The 15,249-nt window shown below is 62.6% G+C and carries 17 protein-coding genes; 12 read left to right on the top strand and 5 right to left on the bottom strand.

Annotated elements, in window-relative coordinates:
• Positions 1-441 precede the first annotated feature (441 nt).
• The 3 genes from RTP54_RS22095 (at position 442) to RTP54_RS22085 (ending at position 4,719) form a co-directional block, all read left to right on the top strand.
• The gene (locus tag RTP54_RS22095) at positions 442-2,787 is read left to right on the top strand and encodes a marine proteobacterial sortase target protein (RefSeq protein ID WP_409517180.1); all 2,346 of its coding nucleotides are present in this window, start codon (positions 442-444) and stop codon (positions 2,785-2,787) included.
• Positions 2,777-3,445 (top strand): class GN sortase, encoded by a 669-nt coding sequence (locus tag RTP54_RS22090; protein WP_112812209.1) that lies wholly within the window; start codon positions 2,777-2,779, stop codon positions 3,443-3,445. Before RTP54_RS22095 ends, RTP54_RS22090 begins: the two co-directional genes overlap by 11 nt.
• Positions 3,446-3,570: 125 nt before the next feature.
• Positions 3,571-4,719, top strand: coding sequence for a PQQ-dependent sugar dehydrogenase (locus RTP54_RS22085; RefSeq protein WP_312365805.1), 1,149 nt, complete (start codon positions 3,571-3,573; stop codon positions 4,717-4,719).
• A gap of 14 nt (positions 4,720-4,733) precedes the next feature.
• Here RTP54_RS22085 and RTP54_RS22080 read toward each other — a convergent pair whose 3' ends face one another.
• Positions 4,734-5,162, bottom strand: a complete 429-nt coding sequence (locus RTP54_RS22080) for a hypothetical protein (RefSeq protein ID WP_312365791.1) — start codon at positions 5,160-5,162, stop codon at positions 4,734-4,736.
• A gap of 116 nt (positions 5,163-5,278) precedes the next feature.
• On the opposite strand from RTP54_RS22080, the gene RTP54_RS22075 reads away from it, so the two are divergent.
• The 3 genes from RTP54_RS22075 (at position 5,279) to RTP54_RS22065 (ending at position 7,684) form a co-directional block, all read left to right on the top strand.
• Complete coding sequence (locus RTP54_RS22075; RefSeq protein ID WP_112812207.1) at positions 5,279-6,175, top strand: DMT family transporter; 897 nt, start codon at positions 5,279-5,281, stop codon at positions 6,173-6,175.
• A 704-nt stretch (positions 6,176-6,879) separates the two neighbouring features.
• Positions 6,880-7,095 carry a cold-shock protein gene (locus RTP54_RS22070; protein ID WP_077504822.1) on the top strand — a complete coding sequence of 72 codons (216 nt, stop codon included), beginning with the start codon at positions 6,880-6,882 and terminating at the stop codon, positions 7,093-7,095.
• 142 nt (positions 7,096-7,237) lie between these two features.
• Positions 7,238-7,684: a BA14K family protein gene (locus tag RTP54_RS22065; RefSeq protein ID WP_112812206.1), complete on the top strand. Its 447-nt coding sequence runs from the start codon at positions 7,238-7,240 to the stop codon at positions 7,682-7,684.
• Between the two features lie 89 nt (positions 7,685-7,773).
• Here RTP54_RS22065 and RTP54_RS22060 read toward each other — a convergent pair whose 3' ends face one another.
• Entirely contained in the window at positions 7,774-8,415 is a 642-nt protein-coding gene (locus tag RTP54_RS22060) for an MBL fold metallo-hydrolase (RefSeq protein WP_077504821.1), read from the bottom strand.
• 69 nt (positions 8,416-8,484) lie between these two features.
• Positions 8,485-8,649, bottom strand: a complete 165-nt coding sequence (locus RTP54_RS22055) for a hypothetical protein (protein WP_312365790.1) — start codon at positions 8,647-8,649, stop codon at positions 8,485-8,487.
• 243 nt (positions 8,650-8,892) lie between these two features.
• On the opposite strand from RTP54_RS22055, the gene RTP54_RS22050 reads away from it, so the two are divergent.
• On the top strand, positions 8,893-9,513 hold the full coding sequence (locus tag RTP54_RS22050) for a DUF1236 domain-containing protein (RefSeq protein WP_112812238.1): 621 nt from the start codon (positions 8,893-8,895) through the stop codon (positions 9,511-9,513).
• Positions 9,514-9,855: 342 nt separating this feature from the next.
• Positions 9,856-10,122 carry a hypothetical protein gene (locus RTP54_RS22045; protein WP_112812205.1) on the top strand — a complete coding sequence of 89 codons (267 nt, stop codon included), beginning with the start codon at positions 9,856-9,858 and terminating at the stop codon, positions 10,120-10,122.
• Between the two features lie 81 nt (positions 10,123-10,203).
• On the opposite strand, the gene RTP54_RS22040 is transcribed toward RTP54_RS22045, so the two are convergent.
• Positions 10,204-11,094, bottom strand: coding sequence for a branched-chain amino acid aminotransferase (locus RTP54_RS22040; RefSeq protein ID WP_312365789.1), 891 nt, complete (start codon positions 11,092-11,094; stop codon positions 10,204-10,206).
• A gap of 271 nt (positions 11,095-11,365) precedes the next feature.
• On the opposite strand from RTP54_RS22040, the gene RTP54_RS22035 reads away from it, so the two are divergent.
• The 4 genes from RTP54_RS22035 (at position 11,366) to RTP54_RS22020 (ending at position 14,784) form a co-directional block, all read left to right on the top strand.
• On the top strand, positions 11,366-11,848 hold the full coding sequence (locus RTP54_RS22035) for a MarR family winged helix-turn-helix transcriptional regulator (protein ID WP_112812203.1): 483 nt from the start codon (positions 11,366-11,368) through the stop codon (positions 11,846-11,848).
• Between the two features lie 45 nt (positions 11,849-11,893).
• A complete protein-coding gene (locus tag RTP54_RS22030; RefSeq protein ID WP_065786378.1) occupies positions 11,894-12,595 on the top strand; it encodes a response regulator in 702 nt (233 codons plus the stop codon).
• A 130-nt stretch (positions 12,596-12,725) separates the two neighbouring features.
• Complete coding sequence (locus RTP54_RS22025; protein ID WP_312365788.1) at positions 12,726-14,108, top strand: ATP-binding protein; 1,383 nt, start codon at positions 12,726-12,728, stop codon at positions 14,106-14,108.
• Positions 14,109-14,157: 49 nt separating this feature from the next.
• Positions 14,158-14,784 (top strand): tetratricopeptide repeat protein, encoded by a 627-nt coding sequence (locus RTP54_RS22020; RefSeq protein WP_312365787.1) that lies wholly within the window; start codon positions 14,158-14,160, stop codon positions 14,782-14,784.
• On the opposite strand, the gene RTP54_RS22015 is transcribed toward RTP54_RS22020, so the two are convergent.
• A complete protein-coding gene (locus RTP54_RS22015; protein ID WP_112812200.1) occupies positions 14,683-15,246 on the bottom strand; it encodes a dual specificity protein phosphatase family protein in 564 nt (187 codons plus the stop codon). The genes RTP54_RS22020 and RTP54_RS22015 overlap by 102 nt on opposite strands.
• Positions 15,247-15,249: the final 3 nt, after the last annotated feature.

The following is a 15,249-nucleotide window of genomic DNA, read 5'->3' as shown; positions in this document are numbered from 1 at the left end:
CGTTTCGAGACGCGGTGAGCGCTACGGAACGAAAAAGCCAGGCTCCATAGCGGTTAGGTCTATGTCGAAAGACGCCCGGTCTTGCAAGCGCCAGGGTATGAAAAACCGCGCGAATCCGGGCAAAATGCGTCACCATGACAAAGTTTCATGAGTGTCATCAGAAATAGCGATCGTCGTCGGATCGCCGCTGCTTTGCCGCGCACAACTCTGACTGGACGCAACGGTCGCGGCACCAGTTGCCGGCAGCACCCGCGGCTCCAGTGGACAGGAACGTCCAGGTGTTGCGATTTATTCAGAAAAATCAGCGCAATTCCGCAATTTTCAGAAAGCCATAATTTAGCCACGACAACTGTCGCGGTCCGCCGCAATTCCGTCCAGCAACAGCCGGCTTCCGGGCCTTTCCTCCCATGATCCGAACGCATGGCATCACGGGGGTATGCAATGTTTCTCGACGACGAAATCGCTGAATCACGAACACGACGGAACGAGGCGCGCTGGGGCATGTATCTGGCGCTGGCAGCGCTTGCCGCCTGCATCGTGATGATCGTGGGATTGATGACCCAGGCCTCGGCCCAGACGGCAAATCCGCAGCCGCAGCAGATGGCCGGTTATGTCAGGCCCAACGACATGGGCACCGGCGCGCTGCTCTTTCCATCGAAGGAGCCCGGCTATTTCGTCGAGGCGCCGCGCCTTGCCACCGACGTTCAGATCGACGTCAACGGCCCGATCATGCGCACCCGGGTCACGCAGCGGTTCGAAAACCCGAGCAAAGGCTGGGTCGAAGGCACCTATGTCTTCCCGCTTCCCGATGATTCCGCCGTCGACACCCTGAAGATGCAGATCGGCGAGCGCTTCATCGAAGGTCAGGTGAAGCCGCGCCAGGCCGCCAAGGAGATCTACGAACACGCCAAGGCCGAAGGCAAGAAGGCAGCCCTCCTCGAACAGCAACGCCCCAACCTCTTCACAAACCGTGTCGCCAACATCGGCCCGGGCGAGACGGTCGTGGTGCAGATCGAGTATCAGAGCGGCGTGCGCCAGTCGAACGACGCCTTCAGCTTCCGTTTCCCGATGGTGGTTGCGCCGCGCTACAATCCGCAGCCGATCGTCCAGACCGTAGACCTCGACAGCCGCTCGGGCTATGCCGTCAGCGATCCGGTCCCCGATCGCCAGAAGATCGAGCCGCCGGTTCTCGACCCGCGCGAAAACGCCAAGATCAACCCGGTGACGCTGACCGTCAACTTGAAGGCCGGCTTCCCGATCGGCGAGGTCACCTCGGCCTTTCACGAGATCGACACAGTCACGACCGACCAGCTGTCCCGCAAGATCACGTTGAAAGCCGGCAGCGTTCCGGCCGACAGGGATTTCGAGCTCGGCTGGAAGGCGGTCGAAGGCAAGAGCCCCTATGCCGGTCTCTTCCGCGAGACCGTCGGCGGCAAGACCTATCTCATGTCCTTCGTCACCCCGCCGGTCACCGCCACCAATGCCGACAAGCTGGTGAAGCGCGAGGTGGTTTTCGTCATCGACAATTCCGGATCCATGGCCGGCCCGTCGATGGAGCAAGCGAAGGAAAGCCTGGCGCTGGCGATCTCGCGGCTGAAGCCGGAGGATCGTTTCAACGTCATTCGCTTCGACGACACGATGACCGTGCATTTCCCTGCACTTGTCGAGGCAACGCCGGACAAGCGCGAGAATGCCATCGCCTTCGTGCGCGGCCTGACCGCCAATGGCGGCACCGAAATGCTGCCGGCGCTCGAAGCAGCCCTGCGCACGCAGGGACCGGTCGCACCGGGCGCGCTTCGCCAGGTGGTATTCCTCACCGACGGCGCCATCGGCAATGAAGGCCAGCTGTTCCAGGAAATCCAGAACAACCGTGGCGACGCCCGCGTCTTCACCGTCGGCATCGGCTCGGCGCCCAACAGCCATTTCATGACCAAGGCTGCCGAATACGGCCGCGGCACCTTCACGCTGATCGGCTCGGAAAGCCAGGTGGCCGCCCGCATGGGCGAGCTGTTCACCAAGCTCGAAAGCCCTGTCATGACCGACATCTCGGCAACCTTCGAAGGTGCGGCCACGGGCGACATCACCCCCAACCCGATGCCCGATCTCTATCGCGGCGAACCGGTGGTGCTGACGGCCGAACTCGCGGGCGAAGCGCCGGAAGGCAAGATCCGAATCGTCGGCAAGGCCGGCGACCAGCCGTTCCGGGTCGAGATGGATATCGCCAAGGCGGCGTCAGGCGAAGGCATCGCCAAGCTCTGGGCCCGCCGCAAGATCGACGATCTCGAGGCAAGCGCCTCGGCAATCGCCGATCCGGCATCGCTCGACAGCCAGATCGAGGCAGTGGCGCTGGCCCACCACCTGGTCTCGCGCGTCACCAGCCTCGTCGCCGTCGATGCGGCGCCGTCGCGGCCGAGCGGTGAAAACCTGAGCGAAACCGATCTCCCGCTCAACCTGCCGGCCGGCTGGGACTTCGGCAAGGTCTTTGGCCAGAAGCCCGACGCAAACGGCACAGTCGACGAGCGCGAGGCTTCGGCGACAAGCCGCACGAAGCTGGCCATGATGACGGCAGACCGCATGCTGGCCGCGCCGACGGCGCGAGCCGCCGGCCTGATCGCCGAAGCCAACAATCAGGTGAACCTGCCGCAAACGGCAACCGAAGCCGACAAGCAGATCCTCATTGGCCTGATGCTGCTCGCCTTCGCACTTGTTGCCGGAAGCACCTTCGTCTTCTGGCGCGGGCAGATCGCCGCCCTCGTCGTTTCAGGGGTTCGACGCCATGGCCGCTGACGACGACCTGCCCGGGCCACGCCCGGGCTTCCTCGCCCGTCTCTCGGCGATCGAGACCGTCGTGGTCGCGATCATTGCCCTGTTCGCCCTTGCCGGCCTGATGCTGATCGGCAAGGGGTTTTACATGAAGGCCAAGGCCGAGGTCTCCCAGGTGCTCTTGAAGGAAAGTTTCGAGGCGCAGCTGCATGGAAAGACCGACGGCAAGCCCTGGCCCTGGGCCGATTTCGAGACCACCGCCGAAATCACGGCGCCGCGCATCAACCGCTCGGCGATCGTGCTGAAGGGCGCAAGCGGCCAGGCACTGGCCTTCGGCCCCGCCTGGCTCACCAACACCCCTCTTCCCGGCGACGAAGGCACTTCGGTCATCGCCGCGCACCGCGACACGCACTTCCGCTGGCTGAAGGATGTGTCCCCGGGCGACCTCCTGGTCCTGACCCGAAAGGATGGGCGCCGTTTCCTCTTCCGTGCCGGACAGGGCCGTGTCGCACGCTGGGACGAGAGCGGCATCAACGCCGCCGCCGGCGGTCACCACCTGGCGCTCGCCACCTGCTTTCCCTTCGATGCCATCGAGCCCGGGCCGATGCGCTACATCGTGACTGCCGAGCTCGTCGGCGAGCAACAGCCGGTGCCACTGACGACGGGCTCGATCTCGAAATAAAGCCTTTTTGATCCGATGTGACTTGAACGAACCGGTCGACCGCTCCAGCTTGCCCTGCAACGGCATGAACGCAGCGGAGATATCGAATGCGGCAGACACCGACGGCAAGGCTGGAAACGACCTCGATGACGCGGACCGTTCGTCCTCTTGCACTGCTCGCAGGCCTGATTGCCCTCACCGCACCCCTTGCCGCCAGCGCCCAGGAAACCCGCGAGTTCCCGTCGCAGCACGGGGATGTCCTGGTCGAGACGCTGGCAAGCGGCCTTGAACATCCCTGGTCCGTCGAAGCGCTTCCGCATGGCGGCTATATCGTCAGCGAGCGCGCCGGCCGGCTGCGCATCATCCGCGACGGCAAGGCTTCAGCACCGCTTGCGGGCGTGCCTGAGGTCGCCGAACAGGGCCAGGGCGGCCTGCTCGACATCGCGCTCGCCCCTGACTTTGCCACCAGCCGCACGCTCTACCTGACACTCGCCGCCAATGGCGACGGTGGCTACGGCACGGCGCTGGTGCGCGCGACGCTGTCGGCGGACGAGACGACGCTGACCGACGTCAAGGAACTCTTCCGGATGAACAAGCTGACCCGCAAGGGCCAGCACTTCGGCTCGCGCATCGCGATCGCCCCCGATGGCAGCCTGTTCTTCGGCATCGGCGACCGCGGCGACCGCGACCGCGCCCAGGATATGCGCGACCATGCCGGCTCGATCCTGCACGTCAACGCCGATGGCAGCATTCCTGCCAATAACCCCTATCGCAACGGCACCGAAGGCCTGGCGGAAATCTGGTCGAAAGGCCATCGCAATCCGCAAGGCATTGCCTTCGACCCGAAAGACGGAACGCTCCTGACCGTCGAGCACGGCGCCCGTGGCGGCGACGAGATCAACAACCCGCAGCCAGGCCACAATTACGGCTGGCCGGTGATCACCTACGGCAAGGACTATTCCGGCGCCGAGATCGGCGAAGGAACGACCAAGGACGGCTTCGATCAGCCGCTTTACTATTGGGATCCTTCGATTGCGCCGGGCGCGCTTGCGGTCTATCGCGGCGCGATGTTTCCCGAGTGGGACGGCAGCCTGCTGGTGGCGGCGCTGAAATATCAGCTGCTCACGCGGCTTGAGCGGGACGATACCGGTGCGGTCACCGCCGAAGAGCGCCTGTTCGACGGCGAGTTCGGCCGCATCCGCGATGTCGTCGTGGCGCCGGATGGTGCGCTTTTGATGGTAACGGACGAGGAGGATGGCGCGTTGCTGCGCGTCTCGAAGGCACCGACGCAATAGCCTGCCGGGCCGGTCTAGAGGCCGGCGCGGACCTCCCTGCGGAACACGAATTTCAAGCCGGACCAGATCGCATCGATAGCGCAGACCTTGGTATCGACCAGGCCGAGCGGCAGGAATATCGCGCGCAGGATGTCTTCCGTCAGCGTCGTCGGCACCTTCGATGCGCGCTTCCGCCACGAGATCCACATCATCCCGTCAGCCTTCAGGCTTGCGGCAAGCCGCAGCGCTGATGTTTCCAGCTCTGCCCTGTCCACCGCGAAGACGTGGATATAATCATGCCGACGCGACGCCGCCGCGCCGAGTGCGGTTTCGCAACCGGCGAACCCGGAAAAACCGGCAAGGTCGCGAAGGTCACCGGGGACGCCGAGCAACAATGCCGACTGCCCGTCCCTCAAGCCAAGCTTGCGGACAAGCGGTGTTCCGGAATAGCCGCTGTCGGTCATTTCCATTATCCGGCTCGCAGGTTTGTCGGCATTTCACGCGGATCGGTGCGCAACGATGAGCCTTGCCCGGGAAAATCGCAACTGATAGACGGCGAGGCATCTGAGGAGATGCCATCATGACCCGCGTTCAGGCCAATCTGTTCCTGCTGTTTTCCGGCGCCATCTGGGGTGCCGGTTTCGTCGCCCAGTCGACGGCAATGCAGGCGATCGGGCCGCTCTGGTTCATCACGCTCCGCTTTGCCATCGCGACGCTGGTAGCGCTTCCCCTCGCCGTCATCGAAACACGACGCGCGCCGCAGCCGCTGACTGGCAGGACGATACGCAATTTCAGCTTCGTCGGGCTCGCGCTTTTTGCCGGCGCCGTCACCCAGCAATATGGGTTGCTTACCACCAGCGTCACGAATTCCGGCTTTCTAACCGGCCTTTACGTCGTCTTCGTCCCGGTCCTGACGGTGATCTTCCTGCGGCGCAAACCACATTGGATCATCTGGCCCGGCGCCCTGTTGGCGCTGTTCGGCATCTTCCTCTTGAGCGGCGGCGCGCTGTCGAGCCTGACCGGTGGCGACTATCTGACCATCGTCTGCGCCCTGTTCTGGGCGCTGCAGATGATGCTGGTCGGCATGTTTGCAGCCGACAGCGGCCGACCGATGTTGCTGTCCATGACCCAGTTCGCCGTCGTGGCCGTGCTCAGCTGTGCCGTTGCCCTGGCAAGCGAACCCTTGAGCATGGAAGCGATCACGGGCGCGCTGCCGGAAATCCTCTATGCCGGCATCTTCTCGAGCGGCGTCGCCTTCATCTGCCAGGTCGTCGGCCAGCGCTACACGACGGCGCCGCAGGCGGCGATCTTCCTGTCGAGCGAAGCGCTGTTTGCGGCCTTCTTCGGCGTGCTCCTGCTCGGCGAGATCATCACGCCGATCGGCTATGTCGGCTGCGCCATCATTTTTGCCGCCATGCTTATCGTCGAAATCGTGCCGGAATTGACGAAGGGGCGGACCAAGGAAGCCGCGGCCTGACGGCTGGGCGGCACGGGGCGCGGCCGCGGCAGAACTATAAACCCTGCATTTTCCGGGTATTGCACTGCTGCGTTACTTGTCGCTGCGTCAGTCAGCAAAGCTGTTGCTTGACATTGAAACGGTTCGCTGCAACCGAGCGTTTTTCGAGTATTACTTGCAGGTTTTCTGCAAGACGGATTGGTATTGTCCAAAACGACCGCGCTTCGGCGAGAAGCCTCAAACATATCAGTCGCTTGCCTGAAAGGTCGGTCAGATCGAGCGCACTTGCGCCTCCCCGATTGCGTCAAAAAAGGGCGCAAGGCGCTCAACTTCTCGGTACATCCGTTCAAAAAGCTGTGATTTCAACAGCTTGCGATGCATCATGGATATCACCTGAAAAAATCGCAACTGACCGAATTTTGAGCAATGGCAAGACGCAATACCATTTCTGAAAAGTTTTGCTTGCCAATTCAAAATAAACCCATCAATCTTACTCTGTTCGGGCAATCTACGAGCATGGGAAGATCTTGAAATAAAAGCGGGCCGGAGACGCAAAAACTCCGGGTAGCCAGACTGGGGGGATGCTTCGAAGCAACCTTTCCGATGGCTGGCTGCGGTAACAGGAACCTTTCCTCAAACATCGAGACCTGCCTGCCCAACGCCCAACCGGGCACACTGCAATGCTACCCGTCCGTCAAACGGGTGGAGAGAAAAGGACCTGACGCATGGCCGAAACTGGCACTGTAAAATTCTTCAACACCGACAAGGGCTTTGGTTTCATCAAGCCTGACAACGGTGGAGCGGATATCTTCGTACACATCTCCGCTGTCCAGGCTTCCGGCCTGAACGGCCTGTCGGAAAATCAGAAGGTAAGCTTCGACACCGAACCGGATCGCCGTGGCAAAGGCCCCAAGGCGGTCAACCTGCAGGTCTCCGGCTAACCCCGGTCCTGCTGAAAGTTTCAAGTTGAAGCCCGGCAGCGATGCCGGGTTTTTTTGTTCAGGCTCCGTTCAGTTTGGCACGGCTAACTTTCGGTCATCATGAAGGCCGGAAACGCTCCGGACCCTGCACAGGATTGAAGCCATGAACAAGTTCATCAAAGCGACGGTTCTCTCGGTCATCGCCGCCGCCTCGGTTCTCCCAACCCTCGGCACGGCCGAGGCTGGTGACTGGAACCGCCACCGGCACTATGACCGTGGCGACGCCGTAGCGCTCGGCGCGCTTGGCCTGGCGACCGGCGTCATCATCGGCGGCGCGATCGCCTCGCAGCCGCCGCGCTATAGCGAGCGCGTCTATATCGACCCCGAGCCCGACTACTACGAGCCGCGCCCGGTTTACCGTCCCCGTCCGGTCTATCGTCCCCGTCCCGTTGTCGTCGACAACTACGGTGGCGGCGGCGGCTACGGTTCGCTCGAGCCTTGGACGCCGTCCTGGTACCGCTATTGCTCGCAGCGCTACCGTTCGTTCAACCCCGACAACGGCACCTTCCGCGGTTATGACGGCCGCAGCTATTTCTGCAACGCCGGCTGATCTCAAAGCCCCTACGCACGCCTTGAAACAAAAAGCGCATGCCTCCCGCGAGGCATGCGCTTTTTCATTGGCATCGCTGTCGGCGGGACTCAGAGGCCGCGCAGGTATGGATTGGTGCGACGCTCCTCGCCGATCTGGCCGCCGGGACCATGGCCACAGATGAAGCCGACCTGATCGCCGAGCGGCAGGATCTTGTCGCGGATGGAATCGAGCAGTTGCTGGTGGTTGCCGCCGGGAAGGTCGGTGCGGCCGATCGAGCCGTGGAACAGCACGTCGCCGACATGGGCGAAATTCTGCACCCGATTGAAATAGACGACATGGCCGGGCGCATGGCCGGGGCAATGCAGCACCTCGAACACATGATTGCCGAAGGAAACGGTATCGCCGTCTTCCAGCCACTGGTCGGGCACGACATTTTCGACCTTCATCGCCAGCCCGAACTTCTCGGCCTGTTCTTCCAGCCGCGACAGGAGCGGCAGATCGTCCTTGTGCGGTCCGATGATCGAAAGCCCAAGCGCTTCCTTCAGCTCCTTGGCGCCGCCGGCATGGTCGATGTGGCCATGTGTCAGCCAGATCGCCTTCAGCGTGATGCCGTTTTCCTTGATCGTCTGCAGGATCACGTCGACGTCGCCGCCGGGATCGACGATCACGCCTTCCTTGGTTTCTGCATCGAAGAGAACCGTGCAGTTCTGTTGGAAATGGGTAACCGGGATGATGCCCGCCTGTAACATGCCGTCTGCGCCTCGCTCGGATATCGATGCCACAGCTATAGCGCCAAACAGCAGAAGGCACAGCGCCATTTAGCGCAGGCTGGCAATTTCCGACGTGAAGGATTGTGGGGCGGGCAATTGGACTGTTGTCAGCAGCAGGGCCGCGACAAACACTTCGGCAGCAACCACGATCGCCACCACCGGGCGCAATCCGTTGACGGCGGGGTTTACCTGATTGATGGCTGCATTCGACATTGAACCTCCCTCTCCTGCCACGCTGACTGTCCATGCGCGGGGCAGATCGCTGATCGTTTCCCTCGGGCGCCTGCCCGACATGGACAGGAAAACACCTCGATCGCGAAACGGTTCCATCCGTACAAATGCAGATTGAACCGCTGCAGTCTCAGTATGTCGCGTCTTCACATTTCGTGACGTTCCCGAGGGAACATCCCCATCGGCGCCGCGTTTGCCCCTCAGCCATAAAGAAGGAGCATGATGATGAAGAACCTTACCCGCCCCCTGTTGCGAACTGCCGCGGCTGCGGGTTTCGTCCTCGTAGCCGGTTCTGCCGCCTTCGCTGACATGACCGCCACCACCGTTACCGACCTTAATGTGCGCGCCGGCCCTGGTCCGCAATATCCGACCGTTGGCCTGGCCACGCGCGGCAGCACCGCCGTGCTCGACGGCTGTATCGAAGGCAGCAAATGGTGCCGCATCGATGTAAACGGCCTGCGCGGCTGGGTCTATGCACAGTATCTGACATCGGATCTCGGCGGCGCGGCCGTCGTGGTGCAGGATCGGCGCTCCGACCTTGCCGTTCCCGTCGTAACCTATGAGGCACAGGCCGGCGATCCGGCGCTGCCGGCACCGGGTGACGAGCTCATCGGCCCTGTCGAAGATGTCGAGCCGATCGTGCCGCCGGATAACGTGCGCACCTATGTCACCACCAATGCCGGTGACACTGTCTACCTCAACGGCGAAGTCGTGGTTGGCGCCGAACTGCCGCAGGCGGTCGAAGTGCGCCGCGTGCCGGACTACACCTATGACTATGCCAGCATCAACGGCCAGCCGGTCCTGGTCGAGCCGGCGACGCGCCGCATCGTCTACGTCTATCGCTAAGCGATCCCCATCCGCATAGGCCAAATGTGCAACTCCAGCGGCTGACGTCGCTGGAGTTTTCGTTTGCGCTGCAGCGAATCACCCTGATCTTCCGGATTTATTGCTGCTTGAGCCGACGCCTCTACTCAAACGCCGTAGTAATTCTGTCGCTTTTCGCCTGGATGAGCAAAAAACGCATCGCCTTCCGGGTGAAATCGCAACATTTTAGCGAGCAAAGCCTTCGCTGAAGACGCCCATGACTTCCGCAAATTGACAAGACTCAGGATTAGGCCTCAACCTGTCCTTGCCGGATCATCGGCGCTTGGCGGCTCGTCTTCGACGAGCCTCGATACGGAGGGATCAATGGAAGCATTAATGCCCATCATTACCCAATTGATCGCGGGGGCGGCCGGCGGAAACGCGGCCAGCGCAGTGTTGAAGCAACAGGCTTTCGGTGTCGTCGCACGCACGATCGTCGGCGCCATCGGCGGCCTCGGCGGAGGATTCCTGATCCAGATGCTCGGCGGCGAAGCGGCCGCGACCGGTCTCGCCATGCAGGCGCTTGGCGGCCTGGTGGGCGGCGGCGTGCTGAGCGGCATCGTCGGTCAGTTCCTCGGCAAACAAGCCTGACGCCTTCCGAACGATATCCGTAGCAAGACAAAAGGCGGCCCCGGGCCGCCTTTCTTAGTTCAGGTCTGGAGAAAGGGCCGATTACTCGGCGGCGGCCGCAACCGGATAGACTTCCTTCATGTAGTCGTTCATCAGCGTTTCGCAGATGGTGGCCGGTGTGAAGCGATAGGGGCCGATCTCGGAAACCGGCGTGACTTCGGCGGCAGAGCCGGTGAGGAAGCACTCGCTGAAGTCGGAGAGTTCCTCCGGCATGATCGCCCGCTCGACGACCTGGTAGCCCCGGCGCTTGGCAAGCTCGATGACGGTGCGGCGCGTGATGCCGTCGAGGAAGCAGTCCGGCACCGGCGTATGGATGACGCCGTCCTTGACGAAGAAGATGTTGGCGCCGGTCGCCTCGGCCACTTGGCCGCGATAATCGAGCATCATCGCATCGGCATAGCCCTTGGCCTCGGCCGCATGCTTGGAGATGGTGCAGATCATGTAGAGGCCGGCCGCCTTCGATTTCGACGGTGCCGTCTTCGGATCGGGGCGACGCCATTCAGCGATATCGAGGCGAATGCCCTTGAGCTTCTCGGCCGGGTTGAAGTAGCTGCCCCACTGCCAGATGGCGATGGCGACATTGATGCGGTTATGCTGGGCGGATACGCCCATCATCTCGCTGCCGCGCCAGGCGATCGGCCGGACATAGGCTTCGGAAAAGCCCTGGCGCTTCAAAAGCTCGACGCTGGCCGCGTCCAGCTCCTCGACAGAGTAAGGGATCTTGAAGCCCAGAATTTCAGCGGAGTTGTGTAGGCGCTGATTGTGTTCGGTCAGCTTGAAGATACGGCCGCCATAGGCACGTTCGCCTTCGAACACCGCGCTTGCATAGTGCAGGCCGTGGGTCAGCACGTGGACCTTGGCGTCCTTCCACGCGACAAACTCGCCATTGAACCAGATTTCGCCGTCCAACTGATCGAAGGGAACCGCTGCCATGATGTCGTCCTCCGGCGCGTGTGCGCCATTCTTGCTGTTGATTATCTTCCCGTTTTCAGTTTATCGGCAAACTGATTGTGGGAAAATTCAATTTCGAGATTTTGGATTTGCGATCAATGCGGCGCAGCATATCCTCATGAGATGTTATCGCCGCCAAATGTCTCGCTTACCGAGCATGAACGCTAACAACGCAGTAAAAATATGTCAATAAAGCTGACATATTTTTTCGATTGTTTCGTAAGTTGCAACTTGGCTGAAAGGAAATGACCGCGTGGCCGGCCAATCCAAGGAAAACACCCGATATGTGGGCGACACCGTCGCGCACGACGATGACACGATCGACTTCGAGATCATCGAGTTGCTTTTCTTCGCCTATCGCGACTTCACGTCGGATCCGGATGCGATCCTGGAGAAGAGCGGCTTCGGCCGCGCCCACCACCGCGTCGTGCACTTCGTCGACCGCGAGCCGGGCATGACCGTGGCGAACCTCCTTGAAACGCTGAAGATCACCAAGCAAAGCCTTGCCCGCGTGCTCAAGCAGCTGATCGATTCCGGTTATATTCGCCAGGTGACGGGCCCTGAAGACCGGCGCCAGCGCATGCTCTATACCACCGAGGAAGGTCAGGCGCTGGCTCGCGCACTGGCAGAGCCACAGTCCCGCCGCATAGCCGATGCATTGGCAAAGACGGGTCCCGGCGCGCGCGAAACCATCAAGCGCTTCCTTGCCTGCATGAAAAACGGTGCCGGGGACTGAAATGTCGAGGGCTCGCGATCGGCGGGCGACGGGGGAAAGCCAGGCATGACAACAAAAGCGACAGTCTCCGACGACGCCGCCCACCTGCTCGTCGTCGATGACGACCGGCGTATCCGCGACCTGCTCAACCGGTATCTGGTCGAGCAGGGTTTTCGCGTCACCACCGCCGCCGACGCCGACGAAGCCCGGCGTAAGCTCGTCGGTCTCGATTTCGACCTTCTGATCGTCGACGTGATGATGCCCGGCGAAAGCGGCATCTCGCTGACCCAGAGCCTCAGGCAGATCAAGACCGTGCCGATCCTGATGCTGACGGCGCTGGCGGAATCGAACTCCCGCATCGAGGGTCTGGAAGCGGGCGCCGACGACTATCTCTCCAAACCGTTCGAGCCGCGCGAGCTGGTGCTGCGCATCAGCAACATCCTCAGGCGCAACCAGCCGGCCCAGGCGCCCAAGGTCGACCAGGTCATCTTCGGGCCCTACACCTTCTCGGTGGTGCGCAAGGAGCTTCGCCGCGGCGCCGATCATATTCGCCTCACGGACCGCGAACAGGAGATCATGACGCTGTTTTCCCAGCGTGCCGGCGAGACGATCCCGCGCCACGAACTGATCGGCGACGACGCCGAGGTCGGCGAGCGCACCATCGACGTCCAGATCAATCGCTTGCGGCGCAAGATCGAGGACGACCCGTCCAATCCCGTCTGGTTGCAGACGGTCCGCGGCATCGGCTACAGGCTGAGCGTGGACTGAGACATGTCGCAGACGCCGAGCGACCTTGCGCGGCATGCGCAGAAACACGAAATTAGGGCGCGCGGCGCGACAGCAGGAGATCGTGGCGCGCTTTCGAGAACGAACCTCCCGATGAGCGCGGCAAAAACCGATGGCAAGCTTTGACAGCATCCGGCGCGAGGCGGCAAACCCGCCCGACAACCCGTGGAAACGCTTTACTCGCTGGCTGCGCCGGCGCCTGCCGATGGGTCTTTACGCCCGTTCGCTGCTCATCGTCATCATCCCGATGGTGCTTCTGCAGTCGGTCGTCGCCTTCGTCTTCATGGAGCGGCACTGGCAATTGGTGACGCAGCGCCTCTCGGCTGCCGTGACCGGAGATATCGCCGCAATCGTCGATCTCATCGCCACCTTCCCGGCGGATCGCGATATCAACGAAATCGTGCGCATCGCGCGCGATCAGCTCGATCTCAGCATTTCCGTCGAACCGGGCGGCGAGCTGCCGCCGCCGCGGCCCAAGCCCTTCTTCGAGATCCTCGACCAGATCCTGAGCGAGGAGATCTCCAATCAGATCCGCCGCCCCTTCTGGATCGATACGGTCGGCAATTCCAACCTCGTGGAAATCCGCATCAAGCTCGACGATGGCCGCATGCTGCGCGTCTATGCCCGCCGCAACCAGGCCTATGCCTCCAACACGCACATCTTCATCGTCTGGATGGTCGCCGCGTCGCTGGTGCTGCTGTCGATCGCAATCCTGTTCCTGCGTGGGCAGATCCGGCCGATCCTGGCGCTGACAAAAGCGGCAGAAGCCTTCGGCAAGGGCCAGAAGATCGACGACTTCGCCCCGCGGGGCGCTGTCGAAATCCGCCGTGCCGGCCTCGCCTTCATCCAGATGCGCGAGCGCATCGAGCGCCAGATCGAGCAACGCACCGCCATGCTCACCGGCGTCAGCCACGACCTGCGCACCATCCTCACCCGCTTCCGGCTGCAGCTGGCGCTTGCCGGCAACAACCCGGACCTGGAAAGCCTGAACCAGGATGTCGACGACATGCAGAACATGCTCGAGGGCTATCTCGCTTTCGCGCGTGGCGAGGCGGAGGAGGATGTCGGGCAGCTGAAGCTGAGCGACCTGATGACGCGGCTTGCCGCCGAAGCCGAACTGCATGGCAAGACGTTGACGACTTCGGTCGAAGGCGAAGACGAGGTCCGCGTGCGGCCGAACGCCTTCACCCGCCTTGTCGCCAACCTCGCATCCAACGCCTATCGCTATGCCAACCGCGTCAACATCGACGCGCGCCACAGCGCCAAATGGGTGACGATCACCGTCGACGACGACGGTCCCGGCATTCCCGAGCGCTCGCGCGAGGACGTGTTCAAGCCGTTCTTCCGCCTCGACGAGGCCCGCAATCTCGACAGCTCCGGAACCGGCCTCGGCCTTGCGATCGCCCGCGACATCGCCCGCAGCCACGGCGGCAATGTCACGCTCGGCGACAGCCCGCTCGGCGGCCTGCGGGCGATCGTGCGCGTTCCGGCGTAGCGTCGCAGCCTCCGTCGAACGTGAGCCCACGCCCAAGGAGACAGCCGATATGTCCGACAGTTTCGACAGGGACGATTGGGAACAGCGGCTCGCCCTGCACTGGGCCGATTTCGGCCAGATGGATGGGCAGGCCTTCGTGGACGTCCTCGACACGCTTGCGGCCGAATTGCCCGAGGGAGACCCGATCGGCCTGTTCGAACGGGCGTCGGCCCAGGATTCGCTCGGCAACGAGGCGAATGCCGAGCCCCTGTACCGGCAGGCGCTCGCAGGCGGGCTTTTCGGCATTCGCCGTCGCCGCGCAACGATCCAGCTTGCCAGCACGCTTCGCAATCTCGGGAAGGTCGATGAAAGCATCGTGCTGCTGGAAGCAGAGCGCCTGATGCCATCGGACGAACTCGACGATGCGGTGGTGGCCTTTCTCGCGCTCTCGCTCGTCGACGGCGGGCGCGCACGGGAGGCAGCACATTGCCCTTGGCCGGCTGGCGCGCCATCTGCCGCGCTACAATCGCTCGCTCAAGACCTACGCCGAGGCGCTGATGGTGGAGCCACGTGCGACCGACAGAGGGCCGGACGGTTAGCGCGAATAGATCGAGGTCATGCCGCGCCGCTCGTTGAAGCGGTGCCAGGCATCGATCCGTCGCGGATGCCGGGCACGCATCGCGTCGAGCGGGGCTAGAAGCCGGCCCTCGCGACCGAGCGAGGCATCGAGGATTTCGATGATCCGGCGGTTCGGCCAGGGCTTTCTGGTGATCGTCAGCAGCGCCCGGAACGCCTCGTCCTCACGGCCAGCGCCGAGCTGGTGGGCAATCAGCCCGTAGGCAAAGGCGGTCGAACGGCTGACGCCGGCATGGCAATGCACCAGAATTCGGCTCGACGCGTCGTCGGCCACTGGCCGCATCGCCTCGAACACCTCCAGCACCAGATCGGGAAAGTGCTGCGTGGCGAGAGCGTTTTCCTGGTCGCGCATGCGCACGACCCGGTGGTTCGCCTCGGCGATGACAGGCACGTCGGTGTCGGGCAATTCCGGGTCGAGCAAGGACAGGACGTGGCTGGCACGCCAGTCGCGCGCAGCGTCGCTCGCGCGCCAGAGGCAGGAAACCTTCACGCGCTCGGGGATCAGATCGAAATGAATGGTCATCGG

The organism is Ensifer sp. (genome assembly GCF_031989085.1).
In the GTDB taxonomy this organism is placed as follows: Bacteria; Pseudomonadota; Alphaproteobacteria; order Rhizobiales; family Rhizobiaceae; genus Ensifer.
Note: the sequence above shows the minus strand (reverse complement) of the source record. Positions and strands in the feature narration are given on the sequence as shown.